21 protein-coding genes are annotated in these 18,447 nt (G+C 68.4%); 15 read left to right on the top strand and 6 right to left on the bottom strand.

Annotated features, from left to right (window positions below):
• The first annotated feature begins 292 nt into the window (after positions 1-292).
• The 8 genes from ACED67_RS16385 to ACED67_RS16350 all read left to right on the top strand — a co-directional run bounded on the left by ACED67_RS16385 (position 293) and on the right by ACED67_RS16350 (position 6,710).
• Positions 293-2,023 carry a hypothetical protein gene (locus ACED67_RS16385; RefSeq protein WP_395542791.1) on the top strand — a complete coding sequence of 577 codons (1,731 nt, stop codon included), beginning with the start codon at positions 293-295 and terminating at the stop codon, positions 2,021-2,023.
• A gap of 253 nt (positions 2,024-2,276) precedes the next feature.
• Positions 2,277-3,143: an S-methyl-5'-thioadenosine phosphorylase gene (locus ACED67_RS16380; protein ID WP_395542790.1), complete on the top strand. Its 867-nt coding sequence runs from the start codon at positions 2,277-2,279 to the stop codon at positions 3,141-3,143.
• Positions 3,140-3,799, top strand: a complete 660-nt coding sequence (locus tag ACED67_RS16375) for a DUF2927 domain-containing protein (RefSeq protein WP_395542789.1) — start codon at positions 3,140-3,142, stop codon at positions 3,797-3,799. The genes ACED67_RS16380 and ACED67_RS16375 overlap by 4 nt, the downstream gene beginning before the upstream one ends.
• The gene (locus ACED67_RS16370) at positions 3,800-5,062 is read left to right on the top strand and encodes an SDR family oxidoreductase (RefSeq protein ID WP_395542788.1); all 1,263 of its coding nucleotides are present in this window, start codon (positions 3,800-3,802) and stop codon (positions 5,060-5,062) included.
• The gene (locus tag ACED67_RS16365; RefSeq protein WP_395542787.1) at positions 5,062-5,538 is read left to right on the top strand and encodes a DUF2269 family protein; all 477 of its coding nucleotides are present in this window, start codon (positions 5,062-5,064) and stop codon (positions 5,536-5,538) included. Before ACED67_RS16370 ends, ACED67_RS16365 begins: the two co-directional genes overlap by 1 nt.
• A 7-nt stretch (positions 5,539-5,545) precedes the next feature.
• The gene (locus tag ACED67_RS16360; protein ID WP_395542786.1) at positions 5,546-6,094 is read left to right on the top strand and encodes an adenine phosphoribosyltransferase; all 549 of its coding nucleotides are present in this window, start codon (positions 5,546-5,548) and stop codon (positions 6,092-6,094) included.
• A gap of 98 nt (positions 6,095-6,192) precedes the next feature.
• On the top strand, positions 6,193-6,447 hold the full coding sequence (locus ACED67_RS16355; protein WP_395542785.1) for a type II toxin-antitoxin system Phd/YefM family antitoxin: 255 nt from the start codon (positions 6,193-6,195) through the stop codon (positions 6,445-6,447).
• Positions 6,444-6,710, top strand: coding sequence for a Txe/YoeB family addiction module toxin (locus tag ACED67_RS16350; RefSeq protein ID WP_395542784.1), 267 nt, complete (start codon positions 6,444-6,446; stop codon positions 6,708-6,710). The genes ACED67_RS16355 and ACED67_RS16350 overlap by 4 nt, the downstream gene beginning before the upstream one ends.
• 205 nt (positions 6,711-6,915) lie before the next feature.
• Here ACED67_RS16350 and ACED67_RS16345 read toward each other — a convergent pair whose 3' ends face one another.
• Positions 6,916-7,698 (bottom strand): EcsC family protein, encoded by a 783-nt coding sequence (locus ACED67_RS16345; protein ID WP_395542783.1) that lies wholly within the window; start codon positions 7,696-7,698, stop codon positions 6,916-6,918.
• A gap of 158 nt (positions 7,699-7,856) precedes the next feature.
• A complete protein-coding gene (locus tag ACED67_RS16340) occupies positions 7,857-8,345 on the bottom strand; it encodes a GNAT family N-acetyltransferase (RefSeq protein WP_395542782.1) in 489 nt (162 codons plus the stop codon).
• Between the two features lie 103 nt (positions 8,346-8,448).
• On the opposite strand from ACED67_RS16340, the gene ACED67_RS16335 reads away from it, so the two are divergent.
• A complete protein-coding gene (locus ACED67_RS16335; protein WP_395542781.1) occupies positions 8,449-9,027 on the top strand; it encodes a flavin reductase family protein in 579 nt (192 codons plus the stop codon).
• A gap of 39 nt (positions 9,028-9,066) precedes the next feature.
• On the opposite strand, the gene purD is transcribed toward ACED67_RS16335, so the two are convergent.
• A complete protein-coding gene (gene purD, locus ACED67_RS16330; RefSeq protein ID WP_395542780.1) occupies positions 9,067-10,329 on the bottom strand; it encodes a phosphoribosylamine--glycine ligase in 1,263 nt (420 codons plus the stop codon).
• A 152-nt stretch (positions 10,330-10,481) separates the two neighbouring features.
• Here purD and xseA point away from each other — a divergent pair, with 152 nt between their 5' ends.
• On the top strand, positions 10,482-12,062 hold the full coding sequence (gene xseA / locus ACED67_RS16325) for an exodeoxyribonuclease VII large subunit (RefSeq protein WP_395542779.1): 1,581 nt from the start codon (positions 10,482-10,484) through the stop codon (positions 12,060-12,062).
• On the opposite strand, the gene ACED67_RS16320 is transcribed toward xseA, so the two are convergent.
• From ACED67_RS16320 to ACED67_RS16310, 3 genes are read right to left on the bottom strand one after another with little or no spacing between them, the layout of a single operon-like run.
• Positions 12,059-12,466 carry a hypothetical protein gene (locus tag ACED67_RS16320; protein ID WP_395542778.1) on the bottom strand — a complete coding sequence of 136 codons (408 nt, stop codon included), beginning with the start codon at positions 12,464-12,466 and terminating at the stop codon, positions 12,059-12,061. The genes xseA and ACED67_RS16320 overlap by 4 nt on opposite strands.
• Positions 12,466-12,879: a hypothetical protein gene (locus ACED67_RS16315; RefSeq protein WP_395542777.1), complete on the bottom strand. Its 414-nt coding sequence runs from the start codon at positions 12,877-12,879 to the stop codon at positions 12,466-12,468. Before ACED67_RS16315 ends, ACED67_RS16320 begins: the two co-directional genes overlap by 1 nt.
• Before the next feature lie 56 nt (positions 12,880-12,935).
• Complete coding sequence (locus ACED67_RS16310; RefSeq protein WP_395542776.1) at positions 12,936-14,021, bottom strand: alkane 1-monooxygenase; 1,086 nt, start codon at positions 14,019-14,021, stop codon at positions 12,936-12,938.
• A 47-nt stretch (positions 14,022-14,068) separates the two neighbouring features.
• Between ACED67_RS16310 and ACED67_RS16305 the strand changes: the two genes are divergently transcribed.
• From ACED67_RS16305 to ACED67_RS16285, 5 genes are all read left to right on the top strand, one after another.
• Positions 14,069-14,764 (top strand): lysoplasmalogenase family protein, encoded by a 696-nt coding sequence (locus ACED67_RS16305; protein ID WP_395542775.1) that lies wholly within the window; start codon positions 14,069-14,071, stop codon positions 14,762-14,764.
• Positions 14,765-14,841: 77 nt separating this feature from the next.
• On the top strand, positions 14,842-15,978 hold the full coding sequence (gene ftsY / locus ACED67_RS16300) for a signal recognition particle-docking protein FtsY (RefSeq protein WP_395542774.1): 1,137 nt from the start codon (positions 14,842-14,844) through the stop codon (positions 15,976-15,978).
• A complete protein-coding gene (locus ACED67_RS16295) occupies positions 15,975-16,901 on the top strand; it encodes a hypothetical protein (RefSeq protein WP_395542773.1) in 927 nt (308 codons plus the stop codon). The genes ftsY and ACED67_RS16295 overlap by 4 nt, the downstream gene beginning before the upstream one ends.
• The gene (locus tag ACED67_RS16290) at positions 16,898-17,797 is read left to right on the top strand and encodes an EamA family transporter (protein WP_395542772.1); all 900 of its coding nucleotides are present in this window, start codon (positions 16,898-16,900) and stop codon (positions 17,795-17,797) included. Before ACED67_RS16295 ends, ACED67_RS16290 begins: the two co-directional genes overlap by 4 nt.
• A gap of 10 nt (positions 17,798-17,807) precedes the next feature.
• Positions 17,808-18,446, top strand: coding sequence for an inner membrane-spanning protein YciB (locus tag ACED67_RS16285; protein ID WP_395542771.1), 639 nt, complete (start codon positions 17,808-17,810; stop codon positions 18,444-18,446).
• Position 18,447: the final 1 nt, after the last annotated feature.

Here is an 18,447-nt window from a genome sequence, read left to right as displayed (position 1 = left end):
ACGCATGGCCCGCCCGCCCCCGAGCCCCCCGCGCAAGGCCTGCCGGGTCAGGGTACGGGCGCGAAGCGGCGCGGGCGGCAGCCTTGGCCCAAGCCGTGGGGAAGGGCCGGAAGCGCCCTGGCTCGAGAAGGCCGCCCCCCCAAAGATTGGATCACCCGGCGCTGCGCCAGCCGAAGGGCAGCGCCGGGACCGACCGACCCCTCTGTCCGGGGTCCTCCCCCACCGCCGCCATGGCAAGCGCGCTCCCCACCCCTTGCCCTTCTTCCCCCCGCCACAGCATAGTCTGCCCACCATGAGCGCGCCCGATCCCGCCCCTTTCGACATCGCTGCCTTCCTTTCCGCAGGCCCTAACCCGGCCGAAGCGGCGCTTCTGGCCCATGCCGCTGCGGGCACGCTCTGCCAGTTCGGCGCCGCGCGCCCCGATCCCGCCGACCCCGCCGCCCCGCGCATCCATGCGGGCCTTCTGGCCCATCTCATCACCGGCGGCTCGGACCTCGCCCCCGTCGCGTCGCAGGGCCTGCGCCTGATCGCTGCGGTGATCGACGGTCCGCTCGATCTCTCCTTCACCGAGGCGCGGGGCGAGACCGACCTGCGGCTCTGTGCCTTCACCCATCCGCTGACCGCCCGCCGCGCCCGTTTCGCCCAGCTTGTCCTTTCCGGCAGCCTTCTGCCCGGGCTGATGGCCGAAGGGGCCGAGGTCGCGGGATCGGTCTTCCTGCTCGCGCTCGATGCCACCGCACGGCTTTCCCTCGCCAATGCCAGCATCGGCGGCCAGCTCGCGCTGCATGGCGCCCATCTCAAGGGCCTCACCGCCCAGGGCGCCCGCATCGGCGCCTCGGCCTATCTCCGCGCCAGCCCGACCCGCCCCTTCCTTTCGGAAGGCGAGGTCTCGCTCGCCAATGCCAGCATCGACGGCCAACTGGCCTGCGACGGCGCGCGCTTCCTGAACCCCGGTGGCACCGCCCTGACCCTGCAAGCGGCCGAGATCACCGGCGATGTCTTTTTCCGCGATCAGGGGATGTTGCCCTTTCAGGCCGAGGGCGAGGTCCGCCTGTCGGGCGCCAGGATCGGCGGCCAGCTCGATTGCGCCTCGGCCGAATTCTCGAACCCCGGCGGCCGCGCCCTCTCGGCCCAGCGGATGGAGGTCGCGGCCGAATTCTTCTGGCAAAAGGTCACCGTCCGCGAGGGCAGCCTCCATCTCCCCTCTGCCCGTGTCGGCGATCTGGTCGACGACCTTGCCTCCTGGCCAGCGCAGGGCCGCACCTATCTCGACGGCTTCAGCTATGACCGCATCACCCGCGATGCCCCGGTCGATGCCGCCACCCGCCTTGCCTGGCTGAAACGCTGCGCCCGCAGCGCCGAGGGCCGTTTCCTGCCGCAGCCCTATGGCCAATGCGCGCGGGTGCTGTACGCCATGGGGCACGAGGCCGAGGCTCGCCGCATCCTCGAGGCCCAGGCCCGGCTCAAGGGCCGGGCGCGCCGCGCCGCCGCCCGCGCGCGCGGCCCATGGGGCAGGGCCCTCGCGCGTCTGGATGGACTCTGGGATACCGCCGCCCGCGCGGTGGTCGGCTATGGCTATGCGCCCTTCCGGGCGCTTGCCTGGGTGGCGGGCCTGATCCTTCTCGCCGCCACGCTGGCCGCCCTCGCCTGGTCCGAGGGCAGCTTCGCCCCGAACAACGATCTCGTCGCCGCTTCCGAAGGCTGGGCCGCGATGCTGGCGCAGGACTGCCTGCCCGATCCTGCGCCCGGTTGCCTGCAAAACCCCGCCGCCGCCTGGAACGGCCCGTCCGGCAGCGGCGTCGATTGGGAAAGCTTCCATCCCCTCGCCTGGGGCGCCGATTTGGTGATCCCGGTGGTCGATCTGGGCCAGACCGCCGCCTGGCAACCCTCCGCCGCGCGCGGTCCCTGGGGCCATACGCTGTGGTGGGCGCGCTGGCCGCTGATCTATGCGGGCTGGATCGTCACCGCGCTGGCCGCCGCCGCCGCCACCGGCATCATCCAGCGCGGCCCGCCGACGGGCTGAAGCCGCGCCGCGCCTTCGGCGCAGGCGCTCGGGCGATGGGGCAAGCCGCCGGGGCGATCCAGCTTGCGCGCCGCTCTCAAATCCGCGCCCGCCTTCGCATCCTCGCCGCAGGCAGGCGGGTAAAGAAATCCCGACCCCGCCCCGCAACGCGCTGATTTCGCCGGTCCCATACTGTGTCCCGTCGGGAGCCCCCCTTTTCCGCCGCGCCCGCCGCCGCTAGGCTTCGCCCGGATCGCGGACAACAGGGGCCATCATGCAGACCATGATCGGGGTGATCGGCGGCTCGGGCCTTTATCAGATCGAGGGGCTTGAGGGCGCCTCCTGGGTCAAAGTGCCCACCCCCTGGGGTGCGCCCTCGGACGAGCTTTTGATCGGGCGGCTGAACGGCGTGCCCATGGCCTTCCTGCCCCGTCATGGCCGTGGCCATGTCCACACGCCCAGCTCGATTCCCTACCGCGCCAATATCGACGCGCTCAAGCGCGCGGGCTGCACCGACATCCTCGCCGTTTCGGCGGTGGGCTCGCTGCGCGAGGATTTCGCGCCGGGCGATTTCGTGCTGGTCGACCAGTATATCGACCGCAGTTTCGCCCGCGAGAAATCCTTCTTCGGCCCCGGCTGCGTCGCCCATGTCAGCTTTGCCCAGCCGACATGCGCCCGCCTGGGCCGGGCTGCCGCCGCGGCGGCCCGCGCCAGCGGCGTGACGGTCCATGAGGGCGCGACCTATCTGGCCATCGAAGGCCCGCAGTTTTCCACCCTGGCCGAAAGCCGCCTCTACCGCCACTGGGGCGCCGATGTGATCGGCATGACCGGCATGCCCGAGGCCAAGCTCGCCCGCGAGGCTGAGCTGTGCTACGCCGCCCTTGCCATGATCACCGATTACGACTGCTGGCATCCCGCCCATGACGCCGTGGATATCGCCGCCATCATCGCCACGCTCAGCGCCAATGCCGGACAGGCCCGCGCCACCGTGGCGGCCCTGCCGGGCGTTGTCGGCCCCGCCCGCAGCCCCTGCCCGCAGGGCTGTGACCACGCGCTCGACCATGCGCTGATGACCGCGCTCGCCGCCCGCGACCCCAGGCTTCTGGCCCGGCTTGACGCCATCGCGGGCCGCCTGCTGTGAGGCGTCTTGCCCTTCTTCTGGCCCTTCTGGCCCAACCGGCCCCGGCGCAGGATGTCGATTTCGACGCCATCGCCACCTCCGGCCTGCTTGCCGATCAGGAGTTCTTCGCGCTGGCCACCTGCGGCGCGCCCCCCGGCGGCGCCTGCCGTGGCCCGACCGTGCGCTGGGCCAAAACCGCCTTGACGGTCGCCCTGCTGCCCTCGGATGCCAGTCTCTCCGCCGATCTCTCCCGCCTCCTCGACCGTTCGCTGGACCAGGCCATCGCCCAGATCAACGGCGCGGGCGCCGACCTGACCCTGACCCGCGGCACTGGCCCCGGCGCCGACATCCGCCTCTATATTTCCGCCGCCCAGCCCGGCGATGCGATGCGGGCGGAACCGGGCCTCACCGCCCCCGGCACCATGGGCGTCGGCTATTCGACAATCTGGTGGAACGGCCGCAACGAAATCACTGCCGCCACGATCCTGATCTCCACGGCGATGGAGGCGCATGACATGCAATCCGTCGTACTCGAGGAACTGTTTCAGGCCCTTGGCCCGCGCTTCGATGTGCAGGGCCGCGCCTATGAGGGCGTCTCGATCCTCAGCCAGGACAGCAATGCCACCACGGTGATCGAGGGCCAGGACGCGGCCCTTCTGCGCTGGCTCTACCCGTAAATGGCGGCGGGACGGGTCCTTGTCCTTGGTGCCGACGGCTTTATCGGCCGCCATATCGTCTTTGCCTTGCGCGCTGCGGGATGGGAGGTCATCGCCCAGGCGCGCCGGACCGGGCGGTTGCAGGCCATGGGCTTTCGCACGCTCCGGGCTGATCTGACCGACCCTGCCTGTCACGACCCGGCCTTCTGGCGGCCCCATCTGCCCAGCGGGGCTGCCCTGGTGAATGCCGCCGGCCTCTTGACCGGCAGCGAAAGCGCCTTTGCCGCGGTTCACCGCGCGGCGCCCCGTGCGGCCCTGGCCGCGCTGGATGGGCCGGCCGTCCTGATTTCGGCCGTGGGCATCGACGCCGCGGCCACCCCCTTTGCCCGCTGGCGGCGCGCGACCGAGGCGCTCTTCGCCCCCCATACGATCCTGCGCCCCGGCCTTGTGCTGGGCGAGACGTCCTATGGCGGATCCTCGCTGCTGCGCGCCTTCGCCGCGCTGCCCTGGCGTCTGCCGGTGGTGGGGCAGGGAGACCAGCCCTTCAACCCGATCCATGCCGCCGATCTGGCCGATCTGGTGGTCGATTGCCTCTTATCCCCGCCCGGCCCCGGCCCCTGGGAGATCGGCGGACCCGAGACGCTGAGCCAGGCCGAGCTGGCTCTGGCCCTGCGCGGCTGGCTTGGCCTTGCCCCGGTGCCGGTCCTGCGCCTGCCTTTGCCCCTGGCCCGCGCGCTGGGCCGGGTGGGAGAGGCGCTGCGCCTGGGGCCGGTCTCGGCCACCGCCGTGGCGCAACTGCAGGCGGGTGTCCTGGCCGACCCTGCGCCGCTCCTGTCTCGCCTGTCGCGCCGCCCGCGCCCGGTCGCGGCCTTCCTTGCCGCAAGGCCGGCCGGCACGCAGGATCTCTGGCAGGCCCGCCTCTACCTGGTCAAACCGCTGATCCGCCTGGTGCTGGGCGCCTTGTGGATCGCCTCCGCCGCGCTGGGCCTTCTGCTTTCCCCGGGCGATTTCCTGCCCCGCAGCGGCACGCTTCTGCCCGAGACCCTGTCCATCGCGCTCGCGCGCCTTGGCGGGCTGGCCGATCTTGCCCTCGGACTTGCGCTGCTGCGCGACGGGCGACCCCGGTTCATCGCCCGCGCCCAGATCGCGCTTGTCCTGGCCTATACCGCCGGGTTGACGCTGCTCGCACCTGCGCTCTGGCTCGATCCGTTCGGTGCGCTGCTGAAGAACCTGCCGATCCTTGCCCTGATGATCGTGCATCTGATCCTGGTCGAGGAACGCTGATGGACAGCTACGAGCTGGCGAAATTCCTGCATATCCTGTCTTCGACCGTGCTGTTCGGCACCGGCATCGGAACCGCCTTCCAGATGGTCCGCGCGATGCACAGGGGCACGGCCGAGGCGGTCCATTCCACCGCGTCGGCCGTGGTCCTGGCCGATTGGCTGTTCACCACTCCGGCGGGCGTGATCCAGCCGCTGACCGGCCTCTGGCTTGTGCATCTGACCGGCCATCCGCTGACCGCCCCCTGGCTTCTGGCCACCTATGGGCTTTATGGTCTGGCGTTCCTCTGCTGGGCGCCGGTCGTGCTGCTGCAATTGCGCATAAGGGATAGCGCCGCCCAGGCCGTGCGCGACAATCGCCCGCTGCCCGATCAGGCCCGGCGCCTCTACCGGCTTTGGTTTGCGCTTGGCTGGCCCGCCTTCGCGGCCCTTGTCGCGATCTTCTGGCTGATGGTAACCAGACCCGATCCCCTGATCTGAGGCGCCCATGGCACAGACCGCACCGGCCAAATCCGTCAAGGACTACATCCGCACCATCGTCGACTTCCCGCATGAAGGCATCCTCTTTCGTGACGTGACCACGCTTTTCGCCGATCCGCGCGGCTTCCGCATGTGCGTGGACCAGCTTCTCGCCCCCTATGCGGGTCTGCGCATCGACAAGGTCGCGGGGCTCGAGGCGCGCGGCTTCATCCTGGGCGGCGCGGTGGCCCATCAGCTTTCGACCGGCTTCGTGCCGATCCGCAAGAAGGGCAAGCTGCCCGGCCAGACCATCAGCCAGTCCTATAAGCTGGAATATGGCGAGGCGGTGGTCGAGGTGCATGACGACGCCATGCAACCCGGCGAGCGCGTGCTCTTGGTCGATGACCTTCTCGCCACCGGCGGCACGGCCGAGGCCGGGATCAAGCTGATCGAACGTCTGGGCGCCGAGATCATCGGCTGCGCCTTCGTCGTCGACCTGCCCGACCTGGGCGGGCGGCGCAAGCTCGAGGCGATGGGCATGCAGGTCCATGCGCTTTGCGCTTTCGAGGGGCTGTAGCGGCGGCACAGGCTGCGCTTGATTTGTACAGGAAAATGTACAACTATGTGCCTGACCTTTGGCGCCGCAGACCGCGCGCGCCGGGCCGGGGAAGCACAATGAACATCCTGAGCTACACTGACGCCCGCAAGAACCTGAAATCGGTGATGGATTCGGCGATCAAGGACCGCACCGAGACCGTGATCACCCGCTCTGGTCAGGAAGCGGTCGTGGTCGTGGGCAAGGCGGAATGGGATTCGATCCAGGAGACCCTGCACCTGCTCTCGTCGCCCGCAAATGCGGCCCGCCTTCGCGATGCAGTTGCCCAGCTTGAGATGGGCCTCGGCATCGAGCGCGAGCTGGTCGATGAATGAAACTGATCTTCGCCGATCTGGCCTGGGAAGATTACTGTCATTGGCAAGGCACCGACCCGAAGACGCTTCAGCGCATCAATGAGCTGATCAAGGAGGCGCGGCGCAGCCCCTTTTTCGGCATGGGTAAGCCCGAGCCGCTGAAAGGCAGCCTGTCCGGCTGGTGGTCACGGCGGATCACCGGCGAGCACCGGATGGTCTATCGCGTCGGGGGCAAGGGGGGCGATCAAGCCTTGGAAATCGCGCAGCTGCGGTATCACTACTGAGCGCCAGCTTGCGACCGGCAGAGCGGAAAAATTTCCCCGCCCGCATTAACCACGCGGTAAGGGGAATCGCCCTAGACCTCTGCTTGCGGGTCTACCCAGCCCGCATCAGACGCTGCTTGCAGACAGCTCTCTGTTCTCACACCCCAAGGCCCCGCCGGTCACCCACCGGTGGGGCCGCTTTCGACCCGGTCTCGCGCCATTGTCGTCAGGCGCGGCTGATGCGCGGGGGCGCGGTCGCGGCGGCGAAGGCCTCGATCACCGGGGCCGCGCCATGGGTTTCGGCCAGGCGCAGCAGGGCAAAGCGGATCGCCGCCGCCTCGCGGTAATAGCTCAGGAACGCCGCGTTCAGCGCCGCGCCCGAGACCGCACCCAGCAGCGGCACCGATTGCGCCACCAGCTTCTGCCCCAGCGCCGCCGCCAGCCGGGGCGCGACGCGCGCGATCAGCCCCTGGATGGCCGGGCCGGTCAGCGTCAGCCTTGCAGTGAAAAACGACGTGTCGATCCCGTCATCCGCCGCGACCGGGCTGCCCGAGCCGAAGGTGCGCAGCGCCTCGGCCCGGATCCAGGCATCGTCCGGGTCATAGCCCGCCAGCACCGCCTCGCGCCGGATCGCGTGCAGAAGGACCGTGATCGTGAAGGGCATCTCGGCAATTGCAGTGGCGATGCCGCCCGCGCCGCCCGCCGCCCCCGTGGCCAGCGCGGCGGCCAGCGTGCCATGGCCGCGCGTCTCGGGCAGGCGCGCGCCCGTGGCGGCGACACCATAGGCGGTCTCCAGCGCCCGGGCCGTCAGATCCTCGATCCGCTGGCGCAGCGCTTCGGGCAAGACGGAAAGCTGGCTTTCCAGCGCCCCGCCCATCCGCGTCACCAGGGCCATCACCGGGCCATTCGCCCGCTTCCAGCGCCGGGCCAAAGCGGCGATCTCCGGCGCCGGATCGGGCGGCAGAGGGACGGGCAGGGCGGGCAGGGTCGGGGTCGTCTTCTGGTCCATGGCTTCGATATTGGGCCACGGGTGGCGCGGCGCAAGATGCGCCCTGCGCGACGCGCAGGGCAATGCCGAAGGGAAGCCAGGACGGAAGACGTTCGGAAGACGTCTGGAAGACCTTCGGAAGACGCGGTTTTTGCTGCATTGTCAGCCTCTTGCACCCCTCAGGTGGCGCGGCTGACCTTGCCCTTGATTCCCGCCCAGGCCCCGGTCTTCAGCTCCAGCCCCAGCACCCGGTCGGGGTTGGTCGGGGGCGGCATTTCCACCCCTTCCAGCTTGCGAAACCCGAACCTCTGGTAATAGGGCGCATCGCCGACCAGGAGCACCCGCTCCCAGCCCAGGCGCCGCGCTTCGGCCAGGCTTTCATTGATCAGAAGCCCGCCCAGACCCTCGCCTTGCCGGGTCGGGTGCACCGCGACCGGACCCAGCAGAAGCACGTCCTCCTCGCCGATCAGCGCCGGCCAATAGCGGATCACCGCCGCCAAGGTGCCATCGCCATCCCGCAGGGTCAGGCACAAGGGCGCGACCGTCGGCACCCCCTCGCGCAACCGGTAAGACGAAAGCGCGGTCCGCCCTGGCGCGAAGCAGAGGTCATACAGCGCCTCGACTTCCCACCAGTCGGCTTCGGTTTCCTCTTCAAGACGATAGGCCACTCTGCCGGTCCCTGAATCCTGACTGTCGAATCTGCTGGCATCGCCCCGTAACATGCGATTGTGTCAGGTTCAAACGCCCGAACCCCGCCCCGGAATTTGCCTGATGTTCTATCGCCCAGAAGACGGCCACGGCCTGCCGCATAATCCGTTCAAGGCCGTGGTCTCGCCGCGCCCGATCGGCTGGATTTCCAGCCGCGCCAAGGGCTTCGGCGACAATCTTGCGCCCTATTCCTTCTTCAACGCCGTGGGGGACAACCCGCCGCAGGTGATGTTCTCTGGCGATCCGAATGACAGCGTCGCAAATGCGCTGGCCTCGGGCGTCTTCGCGGTGAATGTGGTGGAAGAGGCGGCGTGGCTGCGGATGAACGCCACCTCGGCGGGCGTGGCGCGCGAGGTCGATGAATTCGCGCTCGCGGGGGTCGCAAAGGCCGAATGTGACACCATCGACTGCCCTCGCGTCGCCGATGCGCCCGCCACGCTGGAATGCGTTGTGGTGCATCATGTCGAACTGGAAGGCGCCAATCACCTGATCGTCGGCCGAGTCACCGGGATGCATCTGCGCGACGATTGCCTGGTGAACGGGCGCTTCGATGTGACCCGCTATGTCCCGGTCTCGCGCCTTGGCTACATGGATTACAGCTTCACCCGCGAGGTGACGGCGCTGAAACGGCCCAAGGCCTGACGGACCCGATTTTTCGTCGAAAAATCGCGATCTTGCCGGTCAGAGCGCGCGCCAGCCGATGTCGCGGCGGCAGAAACCGCCGGGCCAGTCTATCGCATCGACCATGGCATAGGCGGACTCTTGCGCCGCCGTCAGGCTTTCCGCCCGCGCGGTGACATTCAGCACCCGGCCCCCGGTCGCGACCACCGCGCCCTCCCGCGCGGCGGTGCCCGCATGAAAGACCATGTGACGGCTGTCCTCGGGCAGCTTGTCCAGACCCTTGATCACGCTGCCTTTCTGGTAGCTGCCCGGATAGCCCTGCGCGGCCATGACCACGGTCAGCGCATGATCCTCGGCCCAATTCACTCGCGCATCGGCCAGCCGCCCCTCGGCGCAGGCCAGCAGAAGGTCGAGGGCCTGGGCACCCAGCCGCATCATCAGCACCTGGCATTCCGGGTCGCCGAAGCGGCAATTGTATTCCACGAGCCGCGAGCGGCCGTTTTCGATCATCAGCCCGGCGTAAAGCACACCCTGATAGGGCGTGCCGCGCCTTGCCATCTCGGCGATGGTCGGCAGGACGATCTCGTCCATCGCCTGCGCCTCAATCGCGCCGGTCAGCACCGGGGCGGGGGAATAGGCGCCCATGCCGCCGGTATTCGGCCCGGTATCGCCATCGCCCACCCGCTTGTGGTCCTGCGCCGTGCCGATCGGCAGCGCGCTCACGCCATCCGACAGGATGAAGAAGCTGGCTTCCTCCCCGGTCATGAATTCCTCGATCACCACTTCCGCGCCCGCAGCGCCAAAGGCGCCACCGAAGATCTCGTCGATCCCGGCCAATGCCTCGGCTTCGGTCATGCCCATGATCACGCCTTTTCCGGCGGCCAGGCCATCGGCCTTGATCACCAGAGGCGCCCCTTTTTCAAGCACATAGGCCCGTGCCGCCGCGGCGTCGGTGAAGCGCGCATAGCCCGCGGTGGGTGCATTGCAGGCATCGCAGATTTCCTTGGTGAAGGCTTTCGAAGCCTCAAGCCGCGCCGCCGCCGCCGAGGGGCCGAAGGTCAGGATGCCCGCCGCCCGCGTTGCATCGGCGACACCCGCCGCCAGCGGTGCCTCGGGGCCGATGATGACGAAATCGACCGCCTGTTCGGCGCAGAAGGCCACAACCGCCGCCCCGTCCAGCACATCCAGATCCGCCGTCTCGGCCAAGAGCGCGATGCCGGCATTGCCGGGCGCGACGATCAGCCGGTCGGTCTTGGGGTTCTGCTTGACCGCCCAGGCCAGCGCATGTTCCCGCCCACCGCCGCCGAGAATGAGGATATTCATGCTGCCCCCGTCTTATCTGCCTGGCGCCTCTTACGGGGGCGGCGGCGGGGAGACAAGCGCGACCGGCGGCCAGGACCCGGACCCCCGGCATAATTTCGGACAGAAAATGAAGGCAGGTTGCCAGCCGGGGCCGCAGACGGCACAAACGCGGAATGGACATGTTCGAAGACGCCCCGCCCGCCCCCGGCAACCAGCCCGAATACACCGTCTCGGAACTCTCCGGCGCAGTGAAGCGCGTCATCGAGGGCGAGTTCGGCCTTGTGCGCGTCCGGGGCGAGGTGGGGCGGGTCTCGCGCCCGGCCTCTGGGCATCTCTATTTCGACCTCAAGGATGACCGCGCCGTCATCGCGGCGATTTCCTGGAAAGGCCAGGTCGCGCGCATGCAGGTGCGGCCCGAAGAGGGGATGGAAGTGGTGGCCACAGGCCGGATGACCACTTTCCCCGGCCAGTCGAAATACCAGCTGATCGTCGAGGATGTGGCCCCCGCCGGGGCGGGCGCGCTGATGGCGATGCTGGAAAAGCGCCGCGCCGCCTTGCAGGCCGAAGGCCTGTTCGACCCCGCCCGCAAGAAGTCGATTCCGTTCCTGCCCGGCGTGATCGGCGTTGTTACCTCGCCCTCGGGCGCGGTGATCCGCGACATCCTGCACCGGCTGCGCGACCGCTTTCCGCGTCCTGTGCTGATCTGGCCGGTGGCCGTGCAGGGCGAGAGATGCGCCCCCGAAGTGGCCGCCGCCATCCGGGGATTCAATGCCCTGCCGCCAGGCGGCCCGATCCCGCGCCCCGATCTGATCATCGTCGCGCGGGGGGGCGGAAGCCTTGAGGATTTGTGGGGCTTCAACGAAGAAATCGTCGTGCGCGCGGCGGCCGACAGCCGAATCCCGCTGATCTCGGCCGTCGGGCATGAGACCGACACGACCCTGATCGACTTTGCGGCGGACCTGCGTGCGCCCACGCCCACGGCGGCGGCGGAGCTGGCCGTGCCGGTGCGGCTTGACCTTCTTGCCACGCTCGACGCGCTGGCGGCACGGCTGTCCCGAGGCGTGGCGGTGACCGTGGACCGGCGCGGCCAACGTCTGCGCGACCTTTCGCGCGCCCTGCCGCGGCCCGAGACGCTGACCGGCACGGCGGCCCAGGCGCTGGATGCGGCAAGCGAACGGTTGCGCGGTGCGCTGGGGCTGATGCTGACCCGCAAGCAAGGCGCCTTTGACGCCCGCGCGGCACGGATGCAGGGCAGCCTATTGCTGACCCTGGTGAACCGGCGCCGCGACGGGCTGGAGAAGCGTGCCGATGCGCTGGAGGCGCGCTTCCTGCGCGGGGCCGATGCACGGCGGGCGCGTCACGAGATGTGGGCCTCGCGCCTCGCGCCGGCGCTGCACCGGCTGATCGGCGAAAGCGACCGCCAGATCGCCAAGGGGCGCGACCGTCTGGCGCTGCTGTCAACCCGGTTGGACGCCGTACCTGCCCGACAGGTTTCGACGTTGCGCCAAAGGCTTGACGCGCTGGACCGCACGCGGCTTACGCTGGGCTATACCGAGACGCTGAAGCGCGGCTATGCGGTGGTGCGCGGCGATGGCCATGTGGTGACGGGGAAGGCCGCGGCCGAGCGCGCCTCGGTGCTGGAGATCGAGTTCAGCGATGGCCGTCTGGCCGTTGGCGGCAAGGGGACCGTGCCACCCGCGCCCCGCCGCCCGCGTGGCGAAGGGGAAGGCGGCGGTCAGGGCAGTCTGTTCTAGGCGCCCAGAAAGCCGTCGCAGGTGACCGGGCGTGCGCCGGGCGTCAACACGATCGGCTCGCTGCCGGGCAGCGCCGAGCTGTGCCGTCCTTCGATGCGATCACCGCGGTCGAAATACAGCCAGCAGACCGGGCGGTCGGGCTTGTCGTCGTAAGTGAAGCAGATCTGATCGGCGACCTGTTGCCACTGGCCTTCTACGCAGCGCCGCGCATCGCGCCACACGACCCTGCGGCCCGGCAGGAAGGTCTCTATGCCGTAGATCGTGCCGCCTGTCGCCGTGTCCATGGTCTTGCCCCGGGTCAGCGCGTCAAAGGCCTCGGCCGACAGCGGGGTGTCATCGGCGGCAAGCGCCGCCCCGGCCAGCATCAGCGCCGCGAGAAGGGCGAATGGGCCGGGGGCGAGCATCAGACCCCCACATCCGGGCCGGGGCAGTTCAGGCCCTGCGTGGTCTCGGCTACTTCCGAAAGCTCCCAACCGGGCGGATCATCAACCGAAAGCGCGGTCAGCCCGTCGCCTTCCTTCCAGAAGCGCCAGCAATGCTCGCTCTGGTCATATTCGTAATGGAAGCAGATCAGGTCGTCCCTGGGATACCAGCTGCCATATTGGCATTCGTCTGCGGTGAACTGCCAGCGCACCTTGCGGCCGGGCAGGTATTCCTCGGTCCCGAAGACCTGGCCAAATTGCGAATAGGTCAGGGTCTTGCCGGTGACATAGGCATCAAATTCCTCGGCGGTCATGGTCGCTTGCCCGCTCGCGGCGGCAAGGGGCAGCGGCAGGAGCGCCAGAAGGGTGGCAAGGGCAAGGGGGATGGGGCGCATCGGTCACTCCGGGTCTTGACGTTGCGAGACTGGCAGAGGCGGCGCGCGATGGCCAGTCAGGCCTGCGTGACCTGGCGCGCCTCGGCGGCCTTGGCCCAGGGTTTCAGATGCGGCGCCATGCTGCGGCGCCAGAGGCGGGGCATCAGGGCAAGTGTGCAGGCGACCGGCAGGGGCCAGGGCAGGCGCGGGGCATCGGCGGCCAGGCGCAGGGCCGGATAGGGCCGGGTCGGATGGGCATGGTGGTCGGAATGCCGCGGCGCGTTCAGCATCATCGCCGCCGAAAACCACTGCGCGGTGTTCCAGCTGTGTTGCGGGCCGACCGGCTCGGGCCGGCCATCGGCCAGAATCACGCGGCGCAGCCCGTAATGCTGGACGTAATCCGACAAGAGGATCTGCATCTGGTAATGAAGGGCAAGGCCCAGCCAGGTCAACGCGCCCCACACGCCTCCGATCCAGGTGGCAAGCGTCAGGCCGACAGTGCCGATGAAGATATAGACAATGTAAGGATGTGGTCCTCCGCCGCCCTTTCCCTTGGCGCGCAGCGCGGTCTCCGCCCTCAGGCCCTTGATGAAGCTGCCGCGCCAGGCCCTTGGCGCAAAACGGTAAAAACCTTCTCCGGATCGCGCGGAATTCGGGTCCTGCGCTGTCCCGACATGGCGATGATGCACAAGCCGGTGGGCGCTGGCGTGCTGCCCGAACAACAGCGCCGCATAGACCGCCTGACCCAGCCGGAACAGGGCGCGATTGCCGCGATGGATCAGCTCATGCGCTGCCGGATGGCCGACCTGGCCGAGCCAGAGCGCGGTGCCGAGGAAGATCAGCAGCTTCTGTCCCGGCCGAAGATCGGAGGAGCCGGCGATGGCCCAGGTCGCGGCGGGGAGAAGGGCTAGGGCCGAGACGCTCACCGCGACCAGAGCCGCGTCGGCGGCCGGGAACTCTGCCCCCTCGGGGGCGTCGCCCAGAGCCAGGGGAAGCATCTGGTCCAGAAGGGCAGCCAGCACGGTGACGTAAAGGAATCCGGCCCAGACCCAGCCGCCCCCGGCCCAGATGCCGAAGGCCAGAAGCGGCACGGGCAAAAGTGACGCGACGGCAAAAGCTGCCATTGGCAGGCGGGATTTGCGGGGCAGGGCGGATGCGGGCATGGTCGCGGTCAGGGAAGCATGAAAGCCCAGGGGCGAAAAGGGTCAGGATGGGGGAAACGGTCATTTTGGCGCTCTGGGGCGCGGCTGCCACCGCGGCGCTGGCCTATTGGGTGGGCTTTGCGGCAAGAGAATCGCCCGGACTATCGGGGGCTGCGGTCAAGACCGCCTCCACCGGCTTTCTGGCGCTTGCGCTTTGGCTTCTGGTGCCGCAGGCGCCGCCGCTCTGGCCACTCGCGCTGGGTCTTACGCTGGGCGCGCTGGGGGATCTTTGCCTTGCCCAACGGGGCGAGGCGGCATTTCTGACCGGCATGGCAGCGTTCGGGGCCGGGCATCTGGCCTATGCGGGCCATTTCCTGGCCGTGCCGATGGCGCTGGGTTTTCCCGACCTCACCCTTCTGCGGCTGGTTTTGGCGCTGGCGCTGATCGCGCTGATGGCATCGACCGAGCTTTGGCTTGCGCCGCGCACCGGCAAGCTACGCGGGCCGGTCCGGGCCTATGTTATCCTGATCGGCCTGATGGGCATCTCTCTATTGGTGCTGCCTGCCGGGGCCGTGACGGGCTGGCTGTGGCTGGGCGGGGGCCTGTTCATCCTGTCGGATCTGCTTTTGGCCCTTCGGCTTTTCGTCGCGGTCGACCCGCAGCGCCAAAGGCTGCTGTCGCTGATGCTCTGGCCCGCCTATTGGGGCGGACAGGCGCTGATTGCCGGGTTCGGCCCGGCCCTTGCCGCGGCAGGGCAGGGCTGACGCCCTTCCCTTGCCCTGCCAAAGCCATTAGGTGGAAGCCATCCAGAGAAGCCATCCAGGGCGGGGGCCGTTGCCGCATGTCTTTGTTCAAGAAACTGAAGGACCGCCTGTTCCGGTCGTCGGACAAGATCGGCGATGGGCTGGACGCGCTGGTGGCCGAGGGCGATAGCGCGGACATCGTTCGCGAAACTGCGTCCGCTCCCGAACCCGCCGCGCCTGCCGCTTCTGCCCGGGGGCCGCACACGGCTCCCGCGCCTCAGCCCGCAGCGGCGCCTGCGCCCCGAGCGCCTGACGCTGCTCTTGTTTCGCCGCCACCCGTGGCCGAGGAACCGGCCAAGCCCGGCCTGATCGGCCGACTATTCGGCAAGGCCGAGGAACCGCGCCGCATCCTTGACGATGCGATGCTGGAAAGCCTGGAAGAGCTGCTGATCCAGGCCGATCTGGGGGTGGACACCGCGATCCGGGTCACGGCGAACATCGCCGAGGGCCGCTATGGCCGCAAGATTTCGACCACCGAGCTGAAACAGGCCCTGTCCGCCGAAGTGGCGCGGATCATGACGCCGGTGGCGCGCCCGCTGCCGCTGTACGCCAAGAAGCCGCAGGTCGTGCTGGTGGTCGGCGTCAACGGCTCGGGCAAGACCACGACGATTGGCAAGCTGGCCTCGCAATTCAAGGCAGCGGGCAAATCGGTCGTCATCGCGGCTGGCGACACGTTCCGCGCGGCGGCGGTCGACCAGTTGAAGGTCTGGGGCGAAAGGGCGGGGGTGCCCGTGCTGACCGCGCCGGAAGGCAGCGACCCGGCCAGCCTGGCCTTTGACGCGCTGGCCCGGGCGCAGGCCGAGGGTGCCGACCTTCTGATGATCGACACGGCGGGCCGCTTGCAGAACCGCGCCGATCTGATGGAGGAACTGGCCAAGATCGTCCGCGTCCTGCGCAAGAAAGACCCGGACGCGCCGCATAACACGCTTCTGGTGCTGGACGCGACCACCGGGCAGAACGCGCTGACCCAGGTCGAGATCTTCCGCAAGATCGCCGATGTCTCGGGTCTGGTGATGACCAAGTTGGACGGCACGGCCAAGGGCGGCGTGCTGGTCGCCCTGGCCGACAAGTTCGGCCTGCCGATCCATGCCATCGGCGTGGGCGAGCAGATCGACGATCTTTCGCCTTTCGACCCCGACGATTTCGCCCGCGCGCTGGTGGGTCTCGAGACATGAGACGGCTTCTGGGCGGGCTTGCCCTGGGCGCGCTTCTTGCGAGCCCGGCGGCGGCGGAGACCGATTGCAAGGCGCTGTGGGGCGCGCTGGCGACGGAACTGCCGGAAGGGCTGATCTTGGCGGGCCGCCCCGCCAATCCGCAGGATGGGTTCTGCGTCTTGACCGGGATCGAGATGTCCTATGGGGCAGAGGCCCGCAGCGTGCTGGTGCTGGACCGGCTTCTGGTCAAGGGCACGGCGCTGGACGCCTTTCTTGGCGCGGACACCGCCCCCACCGGCCTTGAGGCGCGGATCGAGGGGCTGCGGCTTCTGACCCGCACGGGCATTGCCTCTTTCGATTATGCCAGCGCCGCGCAAGCCCGTCTCGCCCGGACCAATGCCAGCTTCCTGCTGAGCTGGGACGACAAGGCCAAGCTGCTGCGGCTTGAACGGCTGAACGTCGATTTGCCAGGCAACAATGCCATTTCGCTCAAGGCCGAGGTGCAGGCGGTCGATCTGTCCTCGCGGGCGGCGATCCAGACCTCGCTGACCAGTTTCGCGCTGACCCGCGCCGATCTGGACATGACGCTGCACGGCTTTTTCGAATGGTATCTGCTCCCCGCATTGGCGGCCAGTTTCCTGCCCAATGAAGGGGATGCCGAGGCCGCGGCGAAGGATGCGAAGGCCACGGCCAAGGCCTTTATCGAAACCCTGCCCGAGCCGACCTTTCCGACAGCCACGCGTGACGCGGCGGCGCGGATCGTGGACGAGATGCCGAACCCGTCGGGCCGTCTGAAACTGTCTTTCGACGCACCCGAAGGTTTCGGCCCGGTGCGTTTTGCCCGCTATGCGCTGACCGGGATGCCGACGACTCTGCAGGCGGCGGCGCCGCTGTTTCAGGGCGTGACGCTCGGCCTTTCCTGGACGCATGAGGATGCCGAGTGAGCGCCTGGCTGCAGGGTCTGGAAGGCACTGCGGCCGGGCATGAGCTGGCGTTGGCGCTGGCGCTTCTCGCCGCGATCCTGCATGCGCTGTTCGGGGCCTTGCAGAAGGGGCGGCACGACCCCTGGCTATCGCGCGCCGCGATCGATGCGAGCTACGGCCTGATCGCCGCACCCATCGCCCTGTTCGTCGTGCCCTGGCCCGAGCCGCATATGTGGCCCATCTTCGCGGGCGCTGTGGTGATCCATATCGTCTACAAGGTCTTGCAGGCGATGACCTATACGCGGGGGGCTTTCACGGTCGTCTATCCCGTGGTGCGCGGCACCGGCCCGCTGGTCACCGTCATCGCAGCGGGGCTGGTGTTTGGCGAACATTTTGCGCCGGGCCAGTGGCTGGGGCTTTCGCTGCTGGTGGGCGGCATCCTTGGCCTTGCCGTCTATAACCTGCGCCATGTCACGGTCGACCGGCACAGCCTTGTCCCGGCCCTGTGTTTCGCGGTGACGACGGGTGTGCTGGTCGCGGCCTACACCACCTATGACGCCTATGGCATCCGGGCCACCGCCGACCCGTTTACCTTTCTCGCCTGGTTTTTCATGCTGGACGGGATTTTCCTGCCGCTGGTTCAGGCGCGCCGGCTGGCGCGTCTCGGCCGCGCCGAGATCGGTCCTCTGGTCCGCCGGGGCATCCTGGGCGCCTTCACCGCCTATTTCAGCTTCGGCTCGATCATGCTGGCGACGCGGCTTGACAAGGTGGGCGAGGCGGCGGCGCTGCGCGAGACCTCGACCGTCTTTGCCGCCTTGATCGGCTGGCTGGTTCTGGGCGAGAAGGTGGGCTGGGCGCGCATGGGCCTGATGACGTTGATCGCGCTGGGCGCGGTGCTTATCGAAGCTTTGGGATAGGAGTGGGCCAATGGCCGAAAAGACCATCAACCCCGTGCTGAAACAGGTGCTGGAACTTGGCCCCACCATCGCATTCTTCGCGATCTATATGTGGATCAAGGACGAGAAATACCTGATCGGCGGCACAAGCTATTCCGGCTTTATCGTCGCGGCGGTGGTCTTCGTGCCGATCCTTTTGGCTTCGATCGCCGCGCTGTGGATGCTGACGGGCAAGGTCAGCCGGATGCAGGTCTTCACCGCCGTCGTGGTGATCTTTTTCGGCGGGCTGACCGCCTGGTTCAACGATGCCAGCTTCTTCAAGATGAAGACGACCATCGTCTATGGCTGTTTCGCGCTGCTGCTGGGCATCGGTCTTTTGCGCGGCCAAAGCTGGCTGGAATATGTGATGGGGGAAATCCTGCCCATGCAGCGCGAGGGCTGGATGATCCTCACACGCCGCCTGGTCCTGATGTTCGCGGCACTGGCCGTCGCGAATGAGGTGATCTGGCGCACGCAAAGCGACACGCTGTGGGTCACGCTTGAGACATTCGCCTTTCCCGTGGCGCTTTTCGCCTTCCTGATCCTTCAGATCACCGCCCTTGGCCCCTACCTGATCAATGAGGAAAAGCCCGACGCGACGGCCGCCGACCAGCCTGGAAAAACCGACTGAC

Source organism: Neotabrizicola paludis (assembly GCF_044142105.1).
Classification (GTDB): Bacteria; Pseudomonadota; Alphaproteobacteria; order Rhodobacterales; family Rhodobacteraceae; genus Pseudogemmobacter.
Note: the sequence above shows the minus strand (reverse complement) of the source record. Positions and strands in the feature narration are given on the sequence as shown.

Excerpts from the sequence above, each read along its gene's own strand:
- ACED67_RS16385 (WP_395542791.1), top strand. The coding sequence starts at position 293 with ATGAGCGCGCCCGATCCCGCCCCTTTCGACATCGCTGCCTTCCTTTCC.
- ACED67_RS16380 (WP_395542790.1), top strand. The coding sequence starts at position 2,277 with ATGCAGACCATGATCGGGGTGATCGGCGGCTCGGGCCTTTATCAGATC.
- ACED67_RS16370 (WP_395542788.1), top strand. The coding sequence starts at position 3,800 with ATGGCGGCGGGACGGGTCCTTGTCCTTGGTGCCGACGGCTTTATCGGC.
- ACED67_RS16365 (WP_395542787.1), top strand. The coding sequence starts at position 5,062 with ATGGACAGCTACGAGCTGGCGAAATTCCTGCATATCCTGTCTTCGACC.
- ACED67_RS16360 (WP_395542786.1), top strand. The coding sequence starts at position 5,546 with ATGGCACAGACCGCACCGGCCAAATCCGTCAAGGACTACATCCGCACC.
- ACED67_RS16355 (WP_395542785.1), top strand. The coding sequence starts at position 6,193 with ATGAACATCCTGAGCTACACTGACGCCCGCAAGAACCTGAAATCGGTG.
- ACED67_RS16350 (WP_395542784.1), top strand. The coding sequence starts at position 6,444 with ATGAAACTGATCTTCGCCGATCTGGCCTGGGAAGATTACTGTCATTGG.
- ACED67_RS16345 (WP_395542783.1), bottom strand. The coding sequence starts at position 7,698 with ATGGACCAGAAGACGACCCCGACCCTGCCCGCCCTGCCCGTCCCTCTG.
- ACED67_RS16335 (WP_395542781.1), top strand. The coding sequence starts at position 8,449 with ATGTTCTATCGCCCAGAAGACGGCCACGGCCTGCCGCATAATCCGTTC.
- purD (WP_395542780.1), bottom strand. The coding sequence starts at position 10,329 with ATGAATATCCTCATTCTCGGCGGCGGTGGGCGGGAACATGCGCTGGCC.
- xseA (WP_395542779.1), top strand. The coding sequence starts at position 10,482 with ATGGACATGTTCGAAGACGCCCCGCCCGCCCCCGGCAACCAGCCCGAA.
- ACED67_RS16320 (WP_395542778.1), bottom strand. The coding sequence starts at position 12,466 with ATGCTCGCCCCCGGCCCATTCGCCCTTCTCGCGGCGCTGATGCTGGCC.
- ACED67_RS16315 (WP_395542777.1), bottom strand. The coding sequence starts at position 12,879 with ATGCGCCCCATCCCCCTTGCCCTTGCCACCCTTCTGGCGCTCCTGCCG.
- ACED67_RS16310 (WP_395542776.1), bottom strand. The coding sequence starts at position 14,021 with ATGCCCGCATCCGCCCTGCCCCGCAAATCCCGCCTGCCAATGGCAGCT.
- ACED67_RS16305 (WP_395542775.1), top strand. The coding sequence starts at position 14,069 with ATGGGGGAAACGGTCATTTTGGCGCTCTGGGGCGCGGCTGCCACCGCG.
- ftsY (WP_395542774.1), top strand. The coding sequence starts at position 14,842 with ATGTCTTTGTTCAAGAAACTGAAGGACCGCCTGTTCCGGTCGTCGGAC.
- ACED67_RS16295 (WP_395542773.1), top strand. The coding sequence starts at position 15,975 with ATGAGACGGCTTCTGGGCGGGCTTGCCCTGGGCGCGCTTCTTGCGAGC.
- ACED67_RS16285 (WP_395542771.1), top strand. The coding sequence starts at position 17,808 with ATGGCCGAAAAGACCATCAACCCCGTGCTGAAACAGGTGCTGGAACTT.